This is a genomic window from Nocardioides cremeus (genome assembly GCF_030518195.1).
Taxonomy (GTDB): Bacteria; Actinomycetota; Actinomycetes; order Propionibacteriales; family Nocardioidaceae; genus Nocardioides; species Nocardioides cremeus.
On the sequence record NZ_JAULSC010000003.1, the window covers coordinates 150,823 to 173,186 of the forward strand.

At 73.6% G+C, this 22,364-nt stretch carries 20 protein-coding genes; 10 read left to right on the top strand and 10 right to left on the bottom strand.

Going from position 1 to position 22,364, the window contains the following annotated elements:
- Window positions 1–2 precede the first annotated feature (2 nt).
- The 3 genes from QWJ41_RS05040 to QWJ41_RS05050 are packed head-to-tail and all read right to left on the bottom strand — an operon-like array spanning window position 3 to window position 5,049.
- Entirely contained in the window at window positions 3–1,814 is a 1,812-nt protein-coding gene (locus QWJ41_RS05040) for an MFS transporter (protein WP_302706134.1), read from the bottom strand.
- Window positions 1,811–2,524, bottom strand: a complete 714-nt coding sequence (locus QWJ41_RS05045; protein ID WP_302706136.1) for an LppX_LprAFG lipoprotein — start codon at window positions 2,522–2,524, stop codon at window positions 1,811–1,813. Before QWJ41_RS05045 ends, QWJ41_RS05040 begins: the two co-directional genes overlap by 4 nt.
- 5 nt (window positions 2,525–2,529) lie before the next feature.
- Window positions 2,530–5,049, bottom strand: a complete 2,520-nt coding sequence (locus QWJ41_RS05050) for a DNA gyrase/topoisomerase IV subunit A (RefSeq protein WP_302706138.1) — start codon at window positions 5,047–5,049, stop codon at window positions 2,530–2,532.
- 77 nt (window positions 5,050–5,126) lie between these two features.
- Here QWJ41_RS05050 and QWJ41_RS05055 point away from each other — a divergent pair, with 77 nt between their 5' ends.
- From QWJ41_RS05055 to QWJ41_RS05070, 4 genes are read left to right on the top strand one after another with little or no spacing between them, the layout of a single operon-like run.
- Complete coding sequence (locus tag QWJ41_RS05055) at window positions 5,127–7,862, top strand: bifunctional acetate--CoA ligase family protein/GNAT family N-acetyltransferase (protein ID WP_302706140.1); 2,736 nt, start codon at window positions 5,127–5,129, stop codon at window positions 7,860–7,862.
- A gap of 28 nt (window positions 7,863–7,890) precedes the next feature.
- Window positions 7,891–8,544 (top strand): sulfotransferase family 2 domain-containing protein, encoded by a 654-nt coding sequence (locus QWJ41_RS05060; RefSeq protein ID WP_302706142.1) that lies wholly within the window; start codon window positions 7,891–7,893, stop codon window positions 8,542–8,544.
- A 2-nt stretch (window positions 8,545–8,546) separates the two neighbouring features.
- Complete coding sequence (locus QWJ41_RS05065) at window positions 8,547–9,143, top strand: DUF5998 family protein (RefSeq protein WP_302706144.1); 597 nt, start codon at window positions 8,547–8,549, stop codon at window positions 9,141–9,143.
- Window positions 9,140–10,258 carry an alkaline phosphatase family protein gene (locus QWJ41_RS05070; protein WP_302706146.1) on the top strand — a complete coding sequence of 373 codons (1,119 nt, stop codon included), beginning with the start codon at window positions 9,140–9,142 and terminating at the stop codon, window positions 10,256–10,258. The genes QWJ41_RS05065 and QWJ41_RS05070 overlap by 4 nt, the downstream gene beginning before the upstream one ends.
- A gap of 129 nt (window positions 10,259–10,387) precedes the next feature.
- Here QWJ41_RS05070 and QWJ41_RS05075 read toward each other — a convergent pair whose 3' ends face one another.
- Window positions 10,388–11,089, bottom strand: a complete 702-nt coding sequence (locus tag QWJ41_RS05075) for a hypothetical protein (RefSeq protein WP_302706148.1) — start codon at window positions 11,087–11,089, stop codon at window positions 10,388–10,390.
- 116 nt (window positions 11,090–11,205) lie between these two features.
- Here QWJ41_RS05075 and QWJ41_RS05080 point away from each other — a divergent pair, with 116 nt between their 5' ends.
- Entirely contained in the window at window positions 11,206–11,637 is a 432-nt protein-coding gene (locus QWJ41_RS05080) for an SRPBCC family protein (RefSeq protein WP_302706149.1), read from the top strand.
- An 18-nt stretch (window positions 11,638–11,655) separates the two neighbouring features.
- Here QWJ41_RS05080 and QWJ41_RS05085 read toward each other — a convergent pair whose 3' ends face one another.
- Window positions 11,656–12,327 (bottom strand): thymidine kinase, encoded by a 672-nt coding sequence (locus tag QWJ41_RS05085; RefSeq protein WP_302706150.1) that lies wholly within the window; start codon window positions 12,325–12,327, stop codon window positions 11,656–11,658.
- Window positions 12,328–12,374: 47 nt separating this feature from the next.
- Between QWJ41_RS05085 and QWJ41_RS05090 the strand changes: the two genes are divergently transcribed.
- Window positions 12,375–13,211 carry a sulfurtransferase gene (locus QWJ41_RS05090; protein WP_302706152.1) on the top strand — a complete coding sequence of 279 codons (837 nt, stop codon included), beginning with the start codon at window positions 12,375–12,377 and terminating at the stop codon, window positions 13,209–13,211.
- A gap of 7 nt (window positions 13,212–13,218) precedes the next feature.
- Here the strand turns inward: QWJ41_RS05090 and QWJ41_RS05095 are convergent, their stop codons facing one another.
- The gene (locus QWJ41_RS05095; protein WP_302706153.1) at window positions 13,219–15,204 is read right to left on the bottom strand and encodes an SDR family oxidoreductase; all 1,986 of its coding nucleotides are present in this window, start codon (window positions 15,202–15,204) and stop codon (window positions 13,219–13,221) included.
- Between the two features lie 48 nt (window positions 15,205–15,252).
- On the bottom strand, window positions 15,253–16,149 hold the full coding sequence (gene sepH, locus QWJ41_RS05100; RefSeq protein ID WP_302706155.1) for a septation protein SepH: 897 nt from the start codon (window positions 16,147–16,149) through the stop codon (window positions 15,253–15,255).
- Between the two features lie 128 nt (window positions 16,150–16,277).
- Between sepH and QWJ41_RS05105 the strand changes: the two genes are divergently transcribed.
- Window positions 16,278–16,913, top strand: coding sequence for a trimeric intracellular cation channel family protein (locus QWJ41_RS05105; RefSeq protein WP_302706157.1), 636 nt, complete (start codon window positions 16,278–16,280; stop codon window positions 16,911–16,913).
- A gap of 18 nt (window positions 16,914–16,931) precedes the next feature.
- Here QWJ41_RS05105 and QWJ41_RS05110 read toward each other — a convergent pair whose 3' ends face one another.
- Window positions 16,932–18,230, bottom strand: coding sequence for a D-arabinono-1,4-lactone oxidase (locus QWJ41_RS05110; protein WP_302706159.1), 1,299 nt, complete (start codon window positions 18,228–18,230; stop codon window positions 16,932–16,934).
- A 102-nt stretch (window positions 18,231–18,332) separates the two neighbouring features.
- Window positions 18,333–19,523, bottom strand: a complete 1,191-nt coding sequence (locus QWJ41_RS05115) for an MFS transporter (RefSeq protein ID WP_302706160.1) — start codon at window positions 19,521–19,523, stop codon at window positions 18,333–18,335.
- An 81-nt stretch (window positions 19,524–19,604) separates the two neighbouring features.
- Between QWJ41_RS05115 and QWJ41_RS05120 the strand changes: the two genes are divergently transcribed.
- The 3 genes from QWJ41_RS05120 to QWJ41_RS05130 all read left to right on the top strand — a co-directional run bounded on the left by QWJ41_RS05120 (window position 19,605) and on the right by QWJ41_RS05130 (window position 21,993).
- Entirely contained in the window at window positions 19,605–20,729 is a 1,125-nt protein-coding gene (locus QWJ41_RS05120) for a ferrochelatase (protein ID WP_302706161.1), read from the top strand.
- Window positions 20,726–21,556: an inositol monophosphatase family protein gene (locus QWJ41_RS05125; protein ID WP_302706163.1), complete on the top strand. Its 831-nt coding sequence runs from the start codon at window positions 20,726–20,728 to the stop codon at window positions 21,554–21,556. The genes QWJ41_RS05120 and QWJ41_RS05125 overlap by 4 nt, the downstream gene beginning before the upstream one ends.
- A gap of 146 nt (window positions 21,557–21,702) precedes the next feature.
- Complete coding sequence (locus tag QWJ41_RS05130) at window positions 21,703–21,993, top strand: DUF4193 domain-containing protein (protein WP_179616771.1); 291 nt, start codon at window positions 21,703–21,705, stop codon at window positions 21,991–21,993.
- A gap of 71 nt (window positions 21,994–22,064) precedes the next feature.
- Here QWJ41_RS05130 and QWJ41_RS05135 read toward each other — a convergent pair whose 3' ends face one another.
- Window positions 22,065–22,358: a DUF4235 domain-containing protein gene (locus QWJ41_RS05135; protein ID WP_302706166.1), complete on the bottom strand. Its 294-nt coding sequence runs from the start codon at window positions 22,356–22,358 to the stop codon at window positions 22,065–22,067.
- Window positions 22,359–22,364: the final 6 nt, after the last annotated feature.

A 22,364-nucleotide genomic window follows, 5' to 3' on the forward strand; every position in this document is an offset into this window, starting at 1 on the left:
ACCTAGCCGACGACGGGCACCCCGGTCGCGGCGTCTCGGCCGTGACCTGCGGCACGTGTGTCGGCGCCGCGCAGCAGCACCAGTGCCAGCACCGCGGCCAGCAGCGCGCACCCCGCGGCGCCCAGGAAGACGGTCTGCTCCTGGGCGATGCCGGCCGCGCGCAGCAGGTCGGAGTACTCCGCGCACCGGGTGGTGCCCTCGGGGCAGACGTCCTGGATGGGCGGGATGTCGGCCTGCTCGGCGTAGTAGCGCCGCAGCCCGATCGTGGTCAGCGCCGAGATGCCGACCAGCATGCCGACCATGCGGGCCACCACGACCATGGCCGAGGCCAGCCCGTGCACGGCGTCGGCGGTGTGGGCCAGCACGGCGGCGTTGACCGGGGCCAGCGCCAGGCCGAAGCCCAGCCCGCCGACGACGAGCGGCACCGTGGCCGTCCAGCTCTCCAGCGCGTCGACGCCCCAGCGCGACATCATCACGAAGCCGACCGCGGCCATCGCCATGCCCACCGCCGTGATTACCCCGGCCGGCAGCACCCGGGTCAGGTAGCCGCCCACGACCGCGCCGATGGGCAGCGCGACCAGGAAGCGCACCAGCACCAGGGCGGCGAGCAGCTGGGAGTCCTGGTAGATGGTGGTGCGGGCGAAGAGCGGCACGTCGATCAGGGCCGCGATCAGCGCGGCACCGATCAGGAAGCTGACCACCACCGAGCCCCACGCGGGCCGCTCGCGCAGCGCCCCGCGCGGCAGCAGCGGGTCGCTGGCGCGGCGCAGGTGCACCACGAAGGCGACCGAGGCGACCGCGGCGCCCAGCAGGTACCACAGGCCCTGGTCGGAGAAGACCTGCACCTTGGGGTCGGCGGTGGCGAAGGCGAGGATCACCCCGCCGAGGGCGACCGCGAGGTACGTCGCACCCGTGACGTCGGCCTCGCGCAGTGAGCGGCCCCAGGCGCGCAGGTCGACCAGCGGCCGCCGCGCGGTCAGGGTGCGGGCGACCAGCAGCATCGCCAGCACCACGGTGACGGCGCCGACGGGGGTCAGCCACCGGCTGCCGCCGTCGACGAACGGGATGAAGAGCCGGCCGTAGTCGACGTCGGCGCGCAGCGAGCCCGGTGGCTGGAAGGCCAGGGCGCCCGCGAGGAGCAGCAGCAGGAGCAGGCCGAGCCCCACCAGGTCGGGCAGCCCGCGGCGTCGCGCACGAGGGCTGCCGGGGCCGGTGCTGGAGCCGTTGCGCGCGGCCAGCGCGGCGATCCCCGCGGCCAGCACCAGGCCCACGGCCAGGTTGATCAGGAAGATGGCGCGCCAGTCGGCGAAGGCCAGCACCGCGGCGCCGTACAACGGGCCGATGACGCTGCCGATCTCCTGCACCGCCGAGACCAGGCCCAGCGGCACGCCGCGTCGCTCGCGGGGGTAGAGGTCGGCGACCAGCGCCAGGGTGGCCGGCACCAGGCCGCCGCCGCCGACGCCCTGCAGGAAGCGCCCGGCCACCATCGAGGGCAGGTCGTAGGAGGCCGCGGTGATGATCGAGCCGACCGCGAAGACCACCAGCGAGGCGGTCAGCACCGGCACCCGGCCGCGCAGGTCGGCGATCCGCCCGATCAGCGGCAGCATCGCGACGTAGCCGAGCAGGAAGCCCGAGATGATCGGCGCCGCGCGCTGCAGCTGGTCGGGGGAGAGCCCCACCCCGGCCATCATGTCGACCAGCGCCAGCACCACCACGTAGGTGTCGGCGGCCGCGAAGGCCACCGCGACCGCGGCCAGTCCCAGCAGCAGCCGGGCGCCCCGGTCGGTGCCGCCGGCGGCGCTGCTCGTGCTCACTCGGGCGCGGTGATCTCGGGCGAGGAGCCGTAGTCGTCGAAGTCGATCGTGTAGGTCATCGACTCGCCGTCGCCGTAGAAGGCGCCGGTCAGCTCCATGGAGCGCAGCTCGCCCTCGTCGGTGACGGCGTAGGAGGCGTCGAAGTCGCCCTCGGCGCTCGGGATGATCGTGGCCGCGACCTCCTGGGAGATCGTGCCGGTGTAGGTGGTCAGCACGTCGCGGTTGTCGGTGCCGCCGCGCACCTGCTCGCCCACCTCGAGGTCGTCGGTGCTGGTCAGCAGCGACGAGAACCCGCCCTCCGGGCCCAGCAGCCCCGAGGGGTCCGGGGCGCCGTACTCGGCCGGGTCGATCTGCGACCAGCCGGTCGTCAGCGGCACCTGGGCGTAGACCACGTCGTCGACGGCGACGACCGGCACCTCGGGCTCGAAGCCGGCGAAGCGCACGGTGATGACGCCGTCGAAGGCGGCCGGGCTGGGGGTGCCCACGCCCTCGGCGCTGAGCAGTCCCTCGACCCCCTCGGGCAGGTCCTCGGTGACGAGGCTGACCTGCACGCCGCTGGTCTCGTCGAGGGTCGTCTTGGCCTCGGCGAGCACCTCCTGCGCGCTGGGGGCGTCGTCGGCCGCTCCTTCGTCGTCGCTGCTGCAGGCGGAGAGGCCGCCGAGGCCCAGGAGGCCGGCCGCGGTCAGGGCCGCGAGGGTGGGAGCACGCATGTCACTCAGCCTTGCACATCGTCGGCAACGGTCGGCTCGACCGCGGGCACGTCTGCGGCGTTGGCCGGGACGCGCAGCGCGACCGGACCGGCGCACGCCGCAACGGCCTGCGAGCCGGGCACCCCGGAGCCGTCGCGGCGCCCGGTCGCGGCGGGCAGCTCGACCGGCGCGCCGCTGGCCGCGGCCCCGCGGGCGGGGGCGGTGCCGGCCCAGGCCAGCACCAGCGCGTCCTCGCCCTTGAGGAAGCGGTGGCAGCGCACGCCGCCGGTGGCGCGGCCCTTGGCGGGGTACTCGTCGAACGGCGTCACCTTGATCGCGCCCACCTCGGTGCCCGGCAGGGCGGTGGAGGAGCCGGAGGCGGTGACCAGCACCGTGCCCTCCGGCGCGGCCGGGTCGACGACGCCGAACCACAGCACCGACTGGCCCTCGGTGAGCCGGATGCCGGCGATGCCGCCGCCGGAGCGGCCCTGGGGACGCACCGCGTCGGCGGAGAAGTGCAGCAGCTGGGCGTCGGTGCTGACGAAGCACAGCGTCTCCTGGCCGGTGACCAGCTCGGCGGCGCCGACGACCTCGTCGCCGTCCTTGAGCCCGATCACCTCCCAGTCGTCGCGGTTGAGCACCTCGGGGTTGACCCGCTTCACGACGCCCTGCCGGGTGCCCAGGGCCAGGCCGGGGCCGTCGGTGGCCAGGGTGCACAGCGACAGCGCCCGCTCGCCGGCGTCGAGGGTGAGCAGCTCGCTGAGCGGCACCCCGCCCTGCAGGTTGGGGTCGTTGGCCGAGGCCGGGATGGTCGGCAGGTCGAGCACCGTCAGGCGCAGCAGCCGCCCGCGGCTGGTCAGCACGCCGACCTCGGCGCGCGCGGTGGTGGCCACCGCGGAGACGACCACGTCGTGGTTGGTGCGTCCGCCGCCCACGCCCGGCGCCTCGGCGCTCGAGGAGCGCGCCAGCAGGCCGGTGGAGGAGAGGAACGCGAAGCACGGGTCGTCGGCGACCTCCAGCGGCGTGGCCGCCGCGGCGGCCGGGGTGCCGGCCGACTCCAGCAGCACGGTGCGCCGCGGGGTGCCGTAGGTCTTGGCGACCTCGGCCAGCTCGTCGGAGACCACCTCGCGCAGCAGCTGGTCGTCGGCCAGGATCGCGTCGAGCGCCTCGATCTCGCCGCGCAGCTGCTCCTGCTCCTTCTCCAGCTCGATGCGGCTGAAGCGGGTCAGGCGGCGCAGCTGCATCTCGAGGATGTAGTCGGCCTGGGCCACCGAGAGCTCGAAGACCGTGGTCAGCCGCTCCCGGGCGGCGCCGGCGTCGTCGCTGGTGCGGATGACCTGGATGACCTCGTCGATGTCGAGCAGCGCCACCAGCAGGCCTTCGACCAGGTGCAGGCGCTCGGCCTTCTTGGTGCGGCGGAACTGCGAGCGGCGGCGTACGACGTCGTAGCGGTGGCCCAGGAAGACCTCCAGCATCTCCTTGAGCCCCAGGGTGCGGGGCTGGCCGTCGACGAGCGCGACGTTGTTGATGCCGAAGGAGTCCTCGAGCGGGGTCTGGCGGTAGAGCTGCTCGAGCAGCGCCTCGGGCACGAAGCCGTTCTTGACCTCGATCACCAGCCGCAGGCCGTGCTCGCGGTCGGTGAGGTCCTTGATGTCGGCGATGCCCTGGACCTTCTTGGCCTGCACCAGGGTCTTGATCCGCTCCACGATCTTCTCGGTGCCCACGCCGTAGGGCATCTCGGTGACCACGATGGCCTTGCGCCGCCCGATGGTCTCGATGCGGGCGGTGGCGCGCATCTTGAAGGTGCCGCGCCCGGTCTCGTAGGCGTCGCGGATGCCGTCGAGGCCCACGATCTTGCCGCCGGTGGGCAGGTCGGGGCCGGGGATGAAGCGCATCAGGTCGTCGATGCCGGCACCCGGGTGGATGATCAGGTGGCGCAGCGCCTGGACGACCTCGACGAGGTTGTGGGGGGCGCAGTTGGTGGCCATGCCGACCGCGATGCCGGTGGTGCCGTTGACCACGAGGTTGGGGATCGCCGACGGCAGCACCGTCGGCTCGGTCTCGCGCGAGTCGTAGTTGGGCTTGAAGTCGACGGTGTCCTCGTCGATCGAGGCGGTCATCGCCACCGCCGGCGGGGCCATCCGGCACTCGGTGTAGCGCATGGCGGCGGGGGAGTCGTCGGGCGAGCCGAAGTTGCCGTGCCCGTCGATGAAGGGCAGCCGCATCGACCACGACTGGGCGGTGCGCACCAGGGCGTCGTAGATCGCGGAGTCGCCGTGGGGGTGCAGGCGACCCATCACCTCGCCCACCACGCGCGCGCTCTTGACGTGCCCGCGGTCGGGGAAGAGCCGCATCTCGCTCATCGTGTAGAGGATCCGGCGCTGCACGGGCTTGAGGCCGTCGCGCGCGTCGGGCAGCGCCCGGGAGTAGATGACGGAGTAGGCGTACTCCAGGAACGAGCTGCGCATCTCGTCGCCGACGTCGATGTCGAGGATGTGCTCCTCGAAGTCGTCGGGCAGCGGCTGCTTGGTGGAACCCTTGGCCATGGGCCCATTCTCCCCGGAGGCGTCCGGGCTGCGCGCCCGGGCACGCCGGTCGGTGGTCTTCGGTAGATTCTCCTCTCGTGAGCGGCGGCCCCCAGCAGGACGACATCGAGACCTCCACCGAGCCCGCGGCTCCCGGGGCCCCACGGCACTGGGAGGCCGACGTCCTGCTGCGCGACGGGCGCACCGCGCACATCCGGCCGATCCGCCCCGACGACGCCGAGCGGCTCGTCGAGTTCTACAGCCGGGTCTCGGACCGCTCGAAGTACTACCGCTTCTTCTCCCCGATGCCGCGGCTCTCCGACCGCGACGTGCAGCGCTTCACCCGCGTCGACCACCACGACCGGGTCGCGCTGGTGCTGGTGCTGGCCGACCGGATGATCGCGGTGGGCCGCTACGACCGGGTCCGCACCGGCGAGGCCGAGGTCGCGTTCCTGGTCGAGGACCAGCACCAGGGGCGCGGCATCGCCCAGCTGCTGCTGGAGCACCTGGCCCAGGCCGGTCGCGAGCGCGGGCTGGAGAAGTTCACCGCCGAGGTGCTGCCCGACAACTCCCGGATGATCCAGACCTTCCGCGACGCCGGCTACCGGGTGGCCAGCGAGTTCGAGGACGGCGTCATCCAGCTCGAGTTCCCGATCGATGCCACCGACACCGCGATGGGGGTGATGCAGGACCGCGAGCACCGCGCCGAGTCCGCCTCGATCGAGAAGTTCTTCAACCCCCGCTCGGTGGCCATCATCGGCGCCTCGCGCCGCCAGGACACGATCGGCCAGACCCTGGTGCGCAACCTGGTGATGGGCGACTTCACCGGGCGCGTGTACGCCGTGAACCCGTCGGCCGGCGCGGTGTCGGGCCTGCCGGCGTACACGAGCGTGGGCGACATCCCCGACCACGTCGACGTCGCGATCGTGGCGGTCCCCGCCGACGCGGTGCAGGACGTCGTGCTCGACTGCGCGGCCAAGGGCGTGCACGGGCTGGTGGTGATCTCCAGCGGCTTCGCCGAGACCGGCGAGGAGGGCCGCCAGCGCCAGCGGCGGCTGGTGGGGCTCTCGCGCTCCTACGGCCTGCGCCTGATCGGGCCCAACTGCCTGGGCGTCATCAACACCGACCCGGGTGTCTCCATCAACGCCTCGCTGTCCTCGGTGATGCCGCCGCGCGGGCGGGCCGGCTTCTTCTGCCAGTCCGGCGCGCTCGGCTCGGCGATCCTCGAGAAGGTGCAGAACCGGGGCCTGGGCCTGTCGACCTTCGTCAGCGCCGGCAACCGCGCCGACGTCTCGGGCAACGACCTGCTGCAGTACTGGGAGGAGGACGACTCCACCGAGGTCGTGCTGCTCTACCTGGAGTCGATCGGCAACCCGCGCAAGTTCTCGCGGATCGCGCGACGGGTCTCGCTGCGCAAGCCGATCATCGCGGTCCGCTCGGGGCGCACCACCCAGGGCGTGCCGATGGGTCACGCGGTGCGCAAGATCGCCGCCCCGCCGGCCGCGGTCGACGCGATGTTCCGCCAGGCCGGGATCATCCAGGTCGACACCCTCGACGAGATGTTCGACGTCGCCCAGCTGGTGGCCCACCAGCCGCTGCCGCGCGGGCGCCGCGTGGCGATCGTCGGCAACTCCGACGCGCTGGGCCTGCTGGCCGCCGACGCCGCGGCCGCGGTCGGGCTGGTGGTCAACAAGTCGGTGCCGCTGGGCGCCGAGGCGACCGCCGAGGACTTCGAGGACGCCCTCGACGCCGCCATCGACGACCCCGATGTCGACTCCGTGGTGGCCGTCTACACCCCGCCGCTCAACGTCAGCGGCGAGGAGGTCGCCAACGTGCTGGCCGCGATCGGCGAGCAGTCCGACAAGCCGCTGGTCTCCACCTTCCTGGGCGTCGAGGGCGTGCCCGAGCTGCTGCGGGTGCCCGACGTGGCCGGCTCCACCGCCGGGCGCGGCTCGGTGCCGTCGTACCCCGCCGTCGAAGCCGCGGTGCGGGCGCTGGCCCGCGTCGTGGACTACGCCGTGTGGCTGCGCACCCCCGACGGCCCGCCCCTGGACCCCGCGGGCGCCGACGACGACACCGCGCGCGGCATCGTCAACCGGGTGCTCGCCGAGCACCCCCAGGGTGCCGAGCTGGGTCGCGACGACCTGCGGGCGCTGCTGGCGGCCTACGACATCGACCTGTGGCCCTCGCGCATCGTGAGCAGCCTCGGCGAGGCCAACGCCGCCGGCGCCGAGCTGGGCTGGGACGTGGTGCTCAAGGCGACCGCCGACCACCTGCGCGAGCGGCCCGACCTGGCCCACGTGTGGCGCAACATCGACGGCGTCAACCAGATGCGCGACGCCTGGGCCTCGCTGTCGGCCCTGGTGGGCGAGGAGGACCTCACCGACGCGTTCCTGGTGCAGGGCACCGCCCCGCCCGGGGTGCCGGTGTCGATCTCGAGCATCGAGGACCCGCTCTTCGGGCCGGTGGTCTCCTTCGGCATCTCCGGGCCGCTCACCGAGCTGCTCGGTGACCGGGCCTACCGGATCCCGCCGCTGGGCACCCGCGACGCCGCCGCGATGGTGCGCGAGGTGAAGGCCAGCCCGATGCTCTTCGGCTACCGGGGCAGCGAGGTCGTCGACGTCGGCGAGGTCGAGAGGCTGATCGGCCGGGTCTCGCAGCTGCAGAACGACATGCCCCAGCTCTCCGCGCTCGAGCTCGGCCTGGTGCTGGCAGGGCCGTCGGGATCGACGGTCCTCGACGCCTCGGCGCGGGTCGAGCCGGCCGCCGACGCGCGCTCCGACTGGTTCGTGCGGCGGATGCCCTCGCAGCCGGGAGACACCATTCCGAGCTGAGGTCGTCCTACCCGTATGCTCCGTGGTCATGGTGATCTCTGACAGCGCGCGCCTGCTCTTCGTGCACGTGCAGAAGACCGGTGGGTCGACCATCCACAACCGGCTCACGGAGGTCCTGCCCGACGCCCGCCAGGTCAAGGGCGTCGACCGGCACGGCACGCTGGGCCAGATCCTGCGCGCCGAGCCCGAGCTGTCGACGTACTGGACCTTCGGGATCGTGCGCAACCCGTGGGCGCGGATGCTGTCGTGGTTCCGGATGGTCGAGCGCTTCCGCGACTCCGAGCAGGACGGCGAGCGCCGCCTGGACCGCAAGAACCAGTTCATCCGCTCGGTCGCCGAGACCTGCCCCGACTTCGAGGCCTTCATCATGAAGGGCCTCGACGAGTTCTCCCGGCTGCAGACGCCGCAGTGGCGCTACCTGGCCACCAAGACGCGCCGCGCCGACATGATCGGGCGCCAGGAGAGCCTCGAGGCCGACCTGCGCGCCGTGCAGGCCCGCTTCGACATCCCGTGGGAGCCGCTGAAGAGCGTCAACATCGACCGCACCCGCCCCGACTACAAGGCGGGCCCCGAGCTCGGCGGCCGCGACACGCGCTACCGCAGCGAGTACACCGACGAGATGGCCCGTCGCGTCGAGGCGGCCTTCGCCCGCGACGTCACCGCCTTCGGATACGAGTTCTGAGCATGCGCGCCCGCACCGACGACCGCGACCGCCTGCGCGAGCTGCGCGCCGCGATCGACCGCACCGGCTACTACCCGGAGGTGGTCGGCGAGGGCGTCCAGGCCGCCGTGGCCGGCGAGCAGGTGGTCTCGTTCTTCGTCCACCACGAGCCGACCTTCGAGCACGACGAGGTCCGCCGGCACCTGTCGGTGGTGGTGCTGACCCCGACCCGGCTGGTGCTGGCCCACACCGACGAGCACACCGGCGACGACCTGCTGCCCGAGCCCTACACCTCGACCTCCACCGAGGCGATCCGGCTCAGCGCGGTGCGCTCGGTGGTGGTGACCCGGATGGTCGCCAACCCGACCTCGGGCCCGGGCCACCCGGCCGAGGCCGTGATGACGATCGGCTGGGGCGGGGTGAGCCGGGTCGACCTCGAGCCGGCCGGCTGCAGCGACCCCGAGTGCGACGCCGACCACGGCTACACCGGCGTGCTGGCCCCCGACGACTTCTCGCTGCGGGTCTCGGCCGCCGCCGACGGCAAGGACGCCGTGGCCGGGCTGCTCGCCTTCGCCGAGTCGCTCTCCTCGCGCACGCACCAGGCGCCCTCGGCGCCGTGACGTTCCTCCAGCCCGGGTACGGCGACCGGTCGCTGGCCGACGTGGTGCCCGCGGTCGGCGCCGCCCTGGGGGTGCGCCTCGAGGGCGCGGCGCACGAGGGGCTGGTGCTGCCCGAGGCGCCGGCGTACGTGGTGTTCCTGGTCGACGGGCTCGGGGCACGGCTGCTGGAGCGCTACGCCCACGTGGCGCCGTACCTGTCGTCGCTGCGCAGCGCCGCGCCGGCCGCGACGGCCGGGGTGCCGTCGACGACCGCGACCAGCCTGACCTCGCTCGGCACCGGCCTGCCGCCGGGGGCGCACGGCGTCGTCGGGTTCACCTCGCGGGTGCCGGGCACCGAGCGGCTGCTGAACGCGCTGATGTGGCCCAAGGACGTCGACCCCGCCGAGTGGCAGCCGCACCCGACGGTCTTCGCGCGGCTGCGCGAGCGCGGGGTGGCGGTGAGCGTTGTGAACAAGCGCGACTTCGCCTCCAGCGGGCTCACCCTGGCCGCGCACCGGGGCGCCGACTTCGTGGGCGCCGACAAGGTGGGGGAGCGGATCGCCGCGGCCGTGGCCGCCTCCGACCACGCGCCGTCGCTGACCTACCTCTACGACGGCGACCTCGACTGGACCGGCCACCGGCACGGCGTGGCCTCGAGCGAGTGGCTCCAGCAGCTCGCGATGATCGACCACGAGGCCGAGCAGCTGCGCGAGGCGCTGCCGCCCTCCACGCGCCTCGTCGTGGTCGCCGACCACGGCATGGTCGACTCCCCGCCCGAGGCGCGCGTCGACGTCGACACCGTGCACGAGCTGCGCGACGGGCTGGTGCTCTTCGGCGGCGAGGCCCGCTTCCGCCAGCTCTACTGCCAGCGCGGGGCCGTCGACGACGTGCTGGCCACCTGGCGCTCGGTGCTCGGCGACAAGGCGGAGGTGCTGACCCGCGAGGAGGCCACCGCCCTCGGCTGGTTCGGCGAGGTCTCCTCCACGGTGCGCCCGCGCATCGGCGACGTGCTGGTCGCCTGCCACGACGACGCCGCGGTCATCTCCAGCGTCGACTGGGCCTACGAGGCCCGCCTGGTGGGCCTGCACGGCTCGCTGACGCCCGAGGAGATGCTGATCCCGGTCCTGGTCGACTGACGCGTCTGCCGGCCGCTGCATGAGTCCCCGGCCGGCCGGGGACTCCGGCGCATGTCAGGGGTTGCAACACCCATCAAGCGCAGGACTTCCCTGACAGGTTCGCGGTGCCGCCACCCGCCGTACGCCGGCTCAGGGCACGTCGGGGCAGTCCGCCCAGACCGCGGCCGACCGGCCGGTCTCCGTCTCGAGGTCTGCCGCCAGGGGACGCCCCTCGGTCCAGAACGGCTCCCAGGTCGTCTCGAGGATGCGCTGCTCCTCGGGCACCTCGCCGGCGGCGGCGCCCCACGCCGTGATCCGGTCGCGCAGGGTGTGGCTGATCGGCAGCCGGTCGAGGGGGACGGGTCGGTTGGTGTCGCGGTCGGACACCGACGTCTCCGGGTCCGGCGAGAGGCAGAACCGGTCGGGGAGCGGGGCGCGGGTGACGGCCTCGGCGCTCAACCACTCAGCGAACGTCTCGACCGGCACGGCCTCGCGGGACACCACGGGCACCTTCGGGCGCGCCCAGCCGTGCTTGAGCTCCCGCTCGGCGCGTCGGCGGGGCCTGCCGGTCAGCCCGGCGATGTGCTCGGCCCACCAGGGCCGCGACACCGTCAGGGTGAGGGTGCCCGGCATCTTCGGGAGGAGCAGCCCTGGGTCGGGGTCGGAGCCGTCGGCGAAGCCCAGGTGCGCCCAGGCGACGAACAGGTCGCGGGCCACCAGCAGCACGCCCTCGTGATCGACGCGCGCGACCACCCGTCGCCCAGCCACGAGCTCGACGGCCTCCAGGCTGAGCTCACGCGACCACTCCGCCCACAGCTCCGCGGCCGGTCTCTGCTTGTGTCCACCGAACACTGCGGCTCCTCTCGACCCGCGCACCCTACGGCCGGTCACCCGCGGGGGTGGACGCGGGGCGAGCCGGCGCGGGTACCGATGAGGTGGACAGGCAACCACCACCAAGGGAGCACACCGTGCCGTCAGTCGAGCGCACCGTCACCGTCGACCAGCCGATCCAGAAGGTCTGGGACTACCTCAGCGACTTCCGCAACAGCGAGGAGTGGGACCCGCCCTCGGTCAGCACCGAGCGCACCAGCGGCGACGGGGGAGTCGGGACGACTTACCACAACGTCTCGAAGCTCCTCGGCTCCGAGCAGGAGGTCGACTACACCGTCACCCGGTACGACGCCCCGCACACCTTCCAGCTCAAGGGCGACGCCGGCTCGATCCAGCTGCTCGACACCATCACCTTCGAGGAGCGCGACGGGCGCACGTCGGTCACCTACCACGCCGAGTTCGACCCCCAGGGTGCCGCGAAGCTGGCGGAGCCGCTGATGCCGGCCGGCCTGAAGGTGCTGGCCGACAAGGTCGCGGCCAGCATGGAGGAGCACCTCAGCAGGCTGTGAGCGCCGGGGCCGAGGGGCTCAGCCGAACGGCAGCGGCTCGGGCGCGAGGGAGACCGCCTTCGCCCGGGCCGCGGTGAGCCGGCGCCGGTGGTGCTGGCGGCAGAGCACCTCGTAGGCCACGTCGGCGTCTGCGTCGGAGGTGGGCTCCGGCCCCTCGACGTCCTCGACGTCACCCACGACGACGACCTCGCCCTCGGTGACCATCACGCCGTTCTCGGTGCGGGCGTTGTGGGTGGCGCGCTTGCCGCACCAGCACAGCGCCTCGACCTGCAGCACGTTCATCCGGTCGGCCAGCTCGACGAGGCGCCCCGAGCCCGGGAAGAGCTCGGTGCGGAAGTCGGTGAGGATCCCGAAGGCGAAGACGTCGATCTGCAGCTCGTCGACGATCTTGGCCAGCTGGTCGACCTGGTCGCGGGTGTAGAACTGCGCCTCGTCGCAGATCACGTAGTCGATGCGGGTGCCCTGGGTCAGGCTGTCGACGACGTGGCGCCAGAAGTCGAAGTCGGCGTCGACCTCGAGGGCCTCGTGGGTCAGGCCCAGGCGGCTGGAGATGCGTCCCTGGCCCGCCCGGTCGCGGGTGACGAAGATCCGTCCCTGCCGCCCGCGGGCGGCGTGGTTGTGGTTCGTCTGGAGCGCCAGGGTGCTCTTGCCCGAGTCCATGGTCCCGGTGAAGAAGTGCAGTTCGGCCACGGGGCGCGATCCTCTCACGCCCGTGCCGGTGCGGCACGATGGGCGCCATGAGCAGCCCCCTCATCAGCGTCCCGGTGCTCCGCGGACTCCTCGACGACCCGCACGCCCCCGAGGTCACGCTCCTCGACGTCCGCTACCGCCTCGGGGGCCCGGCCGGCCCCGAGGAGCACGCCGCCGGCCACCTGCCGGGGGCGGCGTACGTCGACCTCGACACCGACCTGGCCGCCCCGCCGGCCAGCACCCCCGACGGGGGTGGGCGCCACCCGCTGCCGGCCACCGAGGACTTCGAGGCCGCCATGCGCCGTCTCGGCGTCGACGACGGGCGGCCCGTGGTCGTGTACGACGACTGGTCGGGGCTGGCGGCCGGGCGCGCGTGGTGGCTGCTGCGCCACCACGGCCACACCAACGTGCGGGTGCTCGACGGCGGCTGGTCGGCGTGGCTGGCCGCGGGCGGTGCCGCCGAGACCGGCCCGGTCGTCCCGACCCCGGGCGGCTTCACCGCACGGCCGGGGCGGATGCCGGTGGTCGCCCTCGACGGCGTCCTCGACGTCGACGTGCTCGTCGACGCCCGGGCCCCCGAGCGCTACCGCGGCGAGGTCGAGCCGTTGGACCCGGTCGCGGGCCACGTGCCCGGCGCCGTCAACGTGCCGACCAGCACCAACCTGACCGCTGCCGGCACCTTCCGCGACGCCGCCACGCTGCGGGCCCTCTACGCCGCGGCCGGCGTCGAGCCCGGCGCCGACGTCGCGGCGTACTGCGGCTCGGGGGTGAACGCCTGCCACGACGTGCTGGCGATGGAGGTGGCCGGCATCCGCGCCGCGCTCTACCCGGGCTCGTGGAGCGAGTGGAGCGCCGACCCGTCTCGCCCGGTCGAACGGGGCTGAGCCGGGCCTACCAGTGCACGCCCTTGAAGATCTTGGCCAGCATGATCTGCTCCGACTCACGGGTGCCGCCCTCGCCCTTGGCCGCGGCCGAGTCGGGGAAGACGTGGTAGGCCATGTTGAGCAGCCGGAAGGTTGCCTTGGGCGCCACCGTGTGCATCACCGCCCCGACGTTGCCGAGCAGGGTGTTGATCTCGTGGGGGCGCCCGACCATCGCCTCGACCACCAGGTCGGCGGCCTGCGCCGGTGAGATCGTGGGGAACTTGTCGTAGATCTTGGTCGGCGCGATCATCGGAGTGCGCACCAGCGGCATGTGGATGCCGGTGAAAGTGATCCCGTCGCCGACCAGCTCGGAGGCCACCACGTTGCTCCACGAGTCGAGCGCCGACTTCGAGGCGACGTAGGCCGAGAACCGGGGCGGGTTGGTCTGCACGCCGATGGAGCTGACGTTGACCACGTGGCCGCGCTGCTGGGCCTGCATGGTGGGCAGCAGCCCCATCACCAGGCGGATCGCGCCGAAGTAGTTGAGCTGCATGGTGCGCTCGAAGTCGTGGAAGCGGTCGTGCGAGAGCCGCAGCGAGCGCCGGATCGAGCGCCCCGCGTTGTTGACCACGAAGTCGATCGAGGGCACCTCGGCGGCCAGCTGCTCGCACAACCGGTCGATCGCCTCGAGGTCGGAGAGGTCGCAGGGGTAGACCAGCGCCTGGCCGCCGCGCATCTCGATGGCCGCCCGCACCTCCTCGAGCTTGTCCTTGCCGCGCGCGACCAGCACCGGCACACCGCCGGCCTGGGCGACCTTGTGGGCGGTGACCTGGCCGATGCCGGAGGAGGCGCCGGTGATGACGACGTGCTTGCCCTGCAGCACCGCGCGGATGCGCGGGTCGCGCGCCGTCGTCTCGTCGAGGTGCTCCTCCCAGTAGGAGTAGAGCGTGCGGGCGTAGGACTCGAGGTCGGGCACCGCGATGCCGGAGCCCGCGAGCGCCCGCTCGGTGCGCCGGGAGTCGAAGACGGCGGTGAAGCTCGTGTGCGCCAGCACCTCGGCCGGTACGCCGACGCGGCTGGTCACCAGGTCGAGCGCGGCCTGCAGCGGCGTCACCTTGCCCACCGCCCCGAGGAGCCCGGCGGGCTGGAGGGCCCGCGGCAGGCGGCGGGTCAGGCCACGGTCGAGACCGGTCGCGAAGGTCGGGGCCCCGGCGGCGGCGCAGAAGGCGTTGATCATGTCGACGACCGGCTGCGGCTCGGGGTTGACCAGGTGGAAGGCCTCGCCGTCGCGGCCGGGCAGGTGGGCCAGGTGGTCCATGGCGCGGGCCACGTAGTCGACCGGCACCACGTTGGTGTCGCCCATGTCGACGCCCGCGAGCGGCAGCCAGGCCGGCAGCACGTCGCGCATGGTCTTCATCAGCCCGAAGAAGTAGTAAGGGCCGTCGACCTTGTCCATCGCGCCGGTCTCGGAGTCGCCGACCACGATCGAGGGCCGGTAGACCCGCCAGGGCACCGTGCCCTCCTCGCGCACGATCCGCTCGGACTCGTACTTGGTGCGGTGGTAGGGCGAGGGCAGGTGCTGGCCCTCGGCGAACATCGTCTCGTCGAAGGCGCCGCGGTGCTCGCCGGCGGCCGCCACCGAGCTGACCTGGTGGAAGCAGCCGACCTCGAGATCGGCGGCCAGCGCCAGCGCGTGCCGGGTGCCGCCGACGTTCATCGCCTCGTTGGTGGCGTCGGAGGCGGTCATGTCGTAGACCGCGGCGAGGTGGAAGAAGTGCTCGATCTCGCCGCGGTGCTCGGCGACCCACGCGGGGTCGACCCCGAGCGCCTCGGTCGACAGGTCGCCCACGACGGGGACGACCCGGTCGGTGCCCCAGTGCCGGACCAGCGCCTCCATGCGGTGCAGCGAGCCCTCGCGCACCAGCACGAAGACCTCGCCCTCGCGGTGGTCGAGCAGCTCTTCCACCAGGAAGCGGCCGATGAACCCGGTGGCGCCGGTCACGAAGTAGGACATGGCCGGACAGTACTCGCCCGGCACCGCGGGCGGGAGGGTCGCGAGCGGCTACTCCTGCTTGCCGCCGCCGAACATGATCTCGTCCCAGCTCGGCACCGAGGCCCGGCCACGGCTCTTGCGGACCGGTCGACGCACCGGGGGTTCGGGCTGCGGCTCGGGCTCGGGGTCGGCCTCGGCGACCGGCTCCGGCTCGACCGCGGGCTCCGGCTCGGGCTCGGTGTCCATCGCGGGCTCCGGCTCCGGCTGGGGCTCGGGGGAGACCATGCCGATGGCGTCCTCGCCCAGCGGGAGCTCCTCGTCATCGAGGGAGACGCGGCGCCGGGCGCGGGCCTGCTGCAGGTCGTCGAGCGGCGCGGCCAGGGTGGCGGTGGCGATGACCTCGCCCACCAGCCAGCGCGCGTCCTCGTCGTCGAGCTGCACGTAGTTGCCCGGCATGTCGTAGGTGAAGTGGGCCAGGCCCGAGCGCGGCCGGGTCTCGAACTCGGCGGTCAGCGTCCAGCGCCCGTCCTCGCGGCGCCAGGCGTCCCAGGCGACCACGTCGGGCCCGACCTGCTCGGCGCGCAGGTGCGCCTCGACGGCCTCGCCGAGGGTGCGCACGCCGTCGGCGCCGGCGGTGCGCCGCACCGAGCTGCGCTGGGCCCGCTGGGCCACGTGCTCGCGCTCGGCGAGCACCGGGCCGGCGTACGGCATGATCTTGTCGACGCTGGTCTGGGCCGCCTCGGCCACGGCCTCGGGGCTCTCGCCCGACCGGATCCGTGCCTGGATGTCGCGCGGTCGCAGGACGCTGTCCATTGTCATCTCCAACTGGCCGAGTCGTGAGGTCTCGCCGCGCAGGGCGGCCCGGAGCCTGGCGTCGACGTCGAGGTCGTGCTCGACACCGGTGTCGTCGACCATGAGCAGGCGCTTCCCGTCCTCGCTCACCCCCGCGAGGGTCAGGTGCACCATCTCAGGTCCACCTCCTCGATCACCGGTGCCGGCGACGTGCCGACAGCTGTCCTGAGCCTACGCCAGCAGAGGGTCCCGACAGTGGACGCCGTGCCCTCGGACCAGCGGGTCGTGGGTAGCCTCGCCGGGTGCCACCTGTCGAGCCCGCTCCCACCCTCGTCGTCCTCGACCTCGTGGGCATCTTCGTCTTCGCGATCTCCGGAGCCCTGGTGGCGGTGCGCAAGGAGCTCGACCTCTTCGCGGTCCTCGTCCTGGCCGGCACCACCGGCCTGGGCGGCGGGTTCCTGCGCGACGTGCTCATCGACGCCACCCCGCCCGCGGCCCTGGCCGACTGGCGCTACCTCCTGGTGCCGGTGGGGGCGGGGCTGCTGACCTTCGCCTTCCACCCGACGCTGGGCCGGATGGAACGGCTGGTCACGGTCTTCGACGCCTTCGGCCTGGCGCTCTTCTGCGTCGCCGGCGCCCTGAAGGCTGTCGACTACGGGCTCGGCCCGCTGCCCGCGGCGCTGCTCGGCATGGTCACCGGCATCGGCGGCGGGATGGTGCGCGACGTGCTGGCGGGCCGGGTGCCGATCATCTTCCGCGGCGAGCTCTACGCGACCCCCGCCCTGGCCGGGGCGATGGTGGCGGTGCTGATGGAGCGTGGCGGTCTGCCGGTGGTGGTGGCCGCGCTGACCGGCGCCACGGTCTGCCTGGCGTGGCGGCTGCTGGCGGTCTGGCGCGACTGGCAGGCGCCGCTGCCACGGGGCTCGGCCAGCGTCTGACCCGCTGCCGGCACCGGGTCAGTCGCCCAGCACGCGGCGCAGGTAGGCGTTGGTGAGCACCCGGTCGGGGTCGAGCCGGTCCCGCATCGCCAGGAACTCCTCGAAGCGCGGGTAGGCGGGGGCCAGGTCGGCGGCGGTGCGGGTGTGCAGCTTGCCCCAGTGCGGTCGCCCGTCGTGGGCGCGCAGGATCGGCTCGAGCAGCGCGAAGTACTCCTCGTGCGGCACCGAGCGGTGCGTGTGGAAGGCGAGGTACGTCGTGTCGCGCCCGGCCGCGGTCGAGAGCGGCACGTCGTCGGCGGGGGCCGCCCGGACCTCCACCGGGAAGCTGATCCGCAGCCCCGAGGCCTCGATCGCGGCCCGCGCCTCGCGCAGCGCCGCCACCCCGGCCTCGCGCGGCACGGCGTACTCCATCTCGCGGAAGACCACCGACCGGCGGGCGGTGAAGACCCGGTGCGGCACGTCGCTGTAGGTGCGCTCGGAGAGCAGCGCCGAGCTGAGCCGGTTGAGTGGCGGCACCGCGGCGGGCACCCGGGCCGTGGCGGCGGTCAGGGCGCCGAAGACGGTGTTCTGCAGCAGGTCGTCGTCGAGCCGGTGCCGCCAGCGGGGCAGCGGCCGGGCGTCGTCGAGGGCCACGTCGAGCCGGTCGTTGCACTTGGCCTGGACCCTGTCGGTGTGCGGGAACCAGTAGAGGTCGACGTGGTGGTGGGCCGCGACCAGGTCGTCGAAGGACTCCAGCGCCTCGTCCCAGCCCAGGGGACGCTCGTGCGCCTCGAGGACGAAGAGCGGCTCGACCGCGAACGTGAGCGTGGTCAGCACCCCGAGCGCCCCCAGCCCGAGCCGGGCCACGGCCAGCACGTCGGGGTGCTGCTCGGCGTCGGCGCGCAGCACCTCGCCGGCGCCGGTGACCATCTCGAGGCCGACCACCTGCGCGGCCAGGCCGGCCGCGACGCCGCCCGTGCCGTGGGTGCCGGTCGAGACCGCCCCGGCCAGGGTCTGCTCGGCGATGTCGCCCATGTTGTGCAGGCTCAGGCCCAGTCCCTCGAGGGTGGCGTTGAGGACGTGCAGCGGCGTGCCCGCCAGCGCGGTCACCGTCATCGCGTCGCGGTCGACGCCCAGCACGCCGCTCATCGCGCCGGGGGAGAGCATCGTGTGCTCGGGCGCGGCGATGCCGGTGAAGCTGTGGCCGGTGCCGACCATCTTCAGCGTCGTGCGCTCCTCACGGGCCCGGCGCACCAGGGCGAGCACGTCGTCGGTGCCGCGGGGCTCGGCCACCCGCACGGGGTGCGCCGACTCGGTGCCCGACCAGTTGCGCCACATGGGTGGGACGCTAGCGCCCGGTGCGATGACACAATGGGGACATGACGTTGTGGACCGTGGTCGCCCTGCTCGTGCTCGTCCCGCTCGCGGCCTGGGCCGGGATCAGGATCCTGCGCGACCCGCACCGGAAGTGATGGTCTGCGCCGCGAGCACCGCCAGCAGGCCGGCGCCCAGCGGCAGCAGGTAGGCCGTCGAGGCACCCGCGGCGTCGACGACCAGCCCTGAGAGCGTGGCCCCGGGCGCGACGCCGGCCACCAGCCCGGTCTGCACCACCGACATGCCCTCGGTGAGCCGGCTGCGCGGCATCGTGGCCTCGGTCAGCGACATGGTCGCGATCATCGTCGGCGCGATCGCGGCGCCACCCACGAGCAGCACCAGGCCCATCACCGGCACCGACCCTACGAGGGGGAGCGGCGCCATCGCCGCCGCCATCGCGAACGCGCCCCACTTCAGCCGGGTGGCCGGGCCCGCGCGCCAGATCACCGCGCCCGACACCACCCCGGCGACCAGGCTGCCCAGCGCCCACAGCGCCAGCAGCGGCCCGGCCCACGCGCGGCTGCCCTGCTCGTCGGCGAACGCGATGGTGGTGACCTCGGCGGCGCCGAAGAGCACCCCGAGCATGCCCGAGACGGCCGCCAGCGGCACCAGCGTGCGCCACGGCAGCGGGGGGCGCGGCCCGGTGTGGCGGTCGTGCGGCTGCGGCGGCGGCTCGGTGCCGCGTTGGGCGGCGAAGAGCAGCCCGCCGAGGGTGCCGAAGACCATCGCGGAGCCGAGGCCGGCCACCGGGTGCACCGCCGTGGCGAGCACGGTGACCAGGATCGGGCCGAGGATGAAGCAGGCCTCGTCGACGACGGCCTCGAGCGCGAAGGCGGTCTGCACGTCGGCCGGCGCGTCGAGCACGTGCGACCAGCGCGCCCGCACGCACGAGCCGATCTGCGGCAGGCTCGCACCGGCCAGCGCCGCGGCGGCGTACGTCGCTGCCACAGGCCACCCGGCCTGCACCGACCAGATCAGCGTGGTCAGGGCCAGCCCGAAGACGACGCTGGCCGCGGCCAGCACGGGTGCCTGGCCGAGCCGGTCGACCAGACGGCCCTGGGCGATGGCCAGCAGCGCGTTGGCCAGCATGTACGCCGCCGACACGGCGCCGGCCAGGCCGTAGGAGCCGGTGGAGGCCTCGACCAGCAGCACGATGCCGAGACCGACCATGCTGATCGGCAGGCGCGCGAACATCCCGGTGAGGCTGAACCGCAGGGCACCGGGACGGCCCAGCACGCGGGCGTACGACGTGAACATCCGAGCGGAGCGTAAGCCCGCTCCTCACCGCCCGGCGAATCGATTGCGGGGGGTGATGGGGGCCCTCCCTACGATGTCGTCATGGCCACTCCCGACGTGCACCCCTACGACGCGCTCCTGCTGGTCTCCTTCGGCGGTCCGGAGGGTCCCGACGACGTCGTGCCGTTCCTCGAGAACGTGACCCGCGGCCGGGGGATCCCGCGCGAGCGCCTGGAGGAGGTGGGCAAGCACTACCACCTCTTCGGCGGGCGCTCGCCGATCAACGACCAGTGCCGCGAGCTCAAGGCCGCGATCGAGGCCGACCTCGCCGAGCACGGCGTCGACCTGCCGGTCTACTGGGGCAACCGCAACTGGGACCCCTACCTCTCCGAGACGCTGCAGCAGATGGCCGACGACGGCGTCACGCGAGCGGCCTGCTTCGTGACCAGCGCCTACTCGTCGTGGTCGTCGTGCCGGCAGTACCGCGAGAACCTCTACGACGCCGTCGACGCGCTGCCCGGCGGTGTCGAGGGCGCGCCGGTGCACCTCGACAAGCTGCGCCACTATTTCAACCACCCGGGCTTCGTGGAGCCCAACGTCGACGCGACCCTGGCGGCCCTGGCCGACCTGCCCGACGACGTGCGCGCCGGGGCGCGCCTGGTCTTCGTGACCCACTCGATCCCCACCGCCATGAACGAGAACAGCGGCGACCCCGAGGCCACCTACGAGGGCGGGGGCGCCTACGTCGCCCAGCACCGCGACGTGGCCCGCGTGGTCACCGAGAAGGTGGCCGCCGAGACCGGCACCACCCACGAGCACGACCTCGTCTTCTGCTCGCGCAGCGGCTCCCCGCACGTGCCGTGGCTCGAGCCCGACATCAACGACCACCTCGAGGCGCTGCGCGAGCAGGGCGTGCCGGCCGTGGTGATGGTGCCGGTCGGCTTCGTCTCCGACCACATGGAGGTCATCTACGACCTCGACACCGAGGCCGTCGAGACCGCCGAGCGGATCGGCCTGCCGGTGCGCCGCGCGGCCACCGCCGGCATCGACCCGCGCTTCGTGGCCACCGTGCGCGACCTGCTGGTCGAGCGGGCCACCGTCGAGCGGGGCGAGGAGGTCGCCCGCGCCGCCGTCGGCGAGACCGGCCCGATGTGGGACGCCTGCCCCGTGGGGTGCTGCGCCAACCCGCGCGCCGAGCGCCCGGCCCTGTGCGGCCGCGGGGCGTGAGCGCCTCCGGGGCAGTGGAGGCCGAGGGCCTGCGCGACCTCGCCCTCGACGTGGCGCGCGCGGCGGCCGCCCTGGTGCGCGAGCACCGGGCCGGCGACGTCGCCGTGGCCGACACCAAGACCAGCCCGGTCGACGTCGTCACCGAGACCGACCGCGCCAGCGAGGCGCTGGTCCGCCGGCTGCTGCTGCAGGCCCGTCCCGACGACGCCGTGCTCGGCGAGGAGGGCGACGACGTCGCCGGCACCTCCGGGGTCCGCTGGGTCGTCGACCCGATCGACGGCACCGTCAACTTCCTCTACGGCCTGCCCCAGTACGCCGTGTCGATCGCGGCCGAGGTGGAGGGCGACGCCGGCCCCGAGGTGGTGGCCGGGGTGGTGCTCAACGTCGCCACCGGTGTCGAGTACGCCGCCCACGTCGGCCCGCACGGCCCGGTCGCGACCCGCGACGGGCGACCGGTCGGCGTACGCCCGGTCGCGCCGCTGTCGCAGATGCTGGTGGCGACCGGCTTCTCCTACGACGCCGACGTGCGCGAGCGCCAGGCGCGCTCGCTGGTGCACCTGCTGCCCCGGGTGCGCGACGTACGCCGCCTGGGCTCCTGCGCGCTCGACCTGTGCGGCGTCGCCGAGGGCACCCTCGACGCCTACGTCGAGGAGGGCGTGCACCTGTGGGACCACGCCGCGGGCGCCCTGGTGGCGCGGGCGGCGGGTGCGAGGACCGAGCTGATGACGGGGGCCAGCGGTCGCGACCTGCTGCTCTGCGGGCCCGCGGGCAGCTTCGAGGAGCTGCGGGCGCTTGTGCTCGAGGCCGGCTACGCGGCCGGGGAATAACCGCAACCTCATCCGCTGTTCACGACGCGTGACACCGACCGGTGTGTCGCTGTCGACGGCCATGGTGCACAATCTGGCGCCGACGACACTCACGGGGCGCCACCCAGGCATCACGCACACGAGACGACGAGGGGAGTGAGGCGACGATGGCCACCGACTACGACGCACCGCGCAAGAACGAGGAAGACCAGTCCGAGGAGAGCATCGAGGAGCTCAAGGCTCGCCGCCACGACAAGAACTCCGGCAAGGTCGACGAGGACGAGACCGAGGCCGCTGAGTCCTTCGAGCTCCCCGGCGCCGACCTGTCGCACGAGGAGCTCGCGGTCGAGGTGAAGCCCAAGCAGGAGGACGAGTTCACCTGCATGAGCTGCTTCCTCGTGCACCACCGCTCGCAGCTCGCCGACGAGAAGAAGATGATCTGCCGCGACTGCGTCTGAGCAGCCGCACCACGCCACGAAGGCCCGGCCCCCCTGCGGGGACCGGGCCTTCGGCGTTCTACTGGTGTCCGCTACTGGCCGTCCTTCTGCAGCGGCGGCGGCAGGTGGCCGGTCGAGCGCGTGTAGTACTCCGCGGCCCGGCGCTGGGCCAGCATCCGCGCCAGCGAGGCGACGGCGCCCGTGGCCAGCGCCCAGGTCACCGCCTCCCAGACGTCGACGTCGGGGTCGGCCGGGTTGGCGGGGGGCTTGCGCCGCGCCGCCGTCTTCCAGGACGCCTCGAGCGCCTTGCGGGCCGCGACCGCTGCGCCCACCGAGGAGCCGAGCGACATGAGGGACCAGATCTTGGAGCCACCACCGGATGCCATGGGCGC

Bases quoted from the DNA above. Each gene is read 5' to 3' on its own strand.
- QWJ41_RS05050 (WP_302706138.1), bottom strand. From the start codon at position 5,049: ATGGCCAAGGGTTCCACCAAGCAGCCGCTGCCCGACGACTTCGAGGAG.
- QWJ41_RS05120 (WP_302706161.1), top strand. From the start codon at position 19,605: ATGGCCACTCCCGACGTGCACCCCTACGACGCGCTCCTGCTGGTCTCC.
- QWJ41_RS05130 (WP_179616771.1), top strand. From the start codon at position 21,703: ATGGCCACCGACTACGACGCACCGCGCAAGAACGAGGAAGACCAGTCC.
- sepH (WP_302706155.1), bottom strand. From the start codon at position 16,149: ATGGTGCACCTGACCCTCGCGGGGGTGAGCGAGGACGGGAAGCGCCTG.
- QWJ41_RS05115 (WP_302706160.1), bottom strand. From the start codon at position 19,523: ATGTTCACGTCGTACGCCCGCGTGCTGGGCCGTCCCGGTGCCCTGCGG.
- QWJ41_RS05135 (WP_302706166.1), bottom strand. From the start codon at position 22,358: ATGGCATCCGGTGGTGGCTCCAAGATCTGGTCCCTCATGTCGCTCGGC.
- QWJ41_RS05110 (WP_302706159.1), bottom strand. From the start codon at position 18,230: ATGTGGCGCAACTGGTCGGGCACCGAGTCGGCGCACCCCGTGCGGGTG.
- QWJ41_RS05090 (WP_302706152.1), top strand. From the start codon at position 12,375: ATGAGCAGCCCCCTCATCAGCGTCCCGGTGCTCCGCGGACTCCTCGAC.
- QWJ41_RS05065 (WP_302706144.1), top strand. From the start codon at position 8,547: ATGCGCGCCCGCACCGACGACCGCGACCGCCTGCGCGAGCTGCGCGCC.
- QWJ41_RS05060 (WP_302706142.1), top strand. From the start codon at position 7,891: ATGGTGATCTCTGACAGCGCGCGCCTGCTCTTCGTGCACGTGCAGAAG.
- QWJ41_RS05045 (WP_302706136.1), bottom strand. From the start codon at position 2,524: ATGCGTGCTCCCACCCTCGCGGCCCTGACCGCGGCCGGCCTCCTGGGC.
- QWJ41_RS05095 (WP_302706153.1), bottom strand. From the start codon at position 15,204: ATGTCCTACTTCGTGACCGGCGCCACCGGGTTCATCGGCCGCTTCCTG.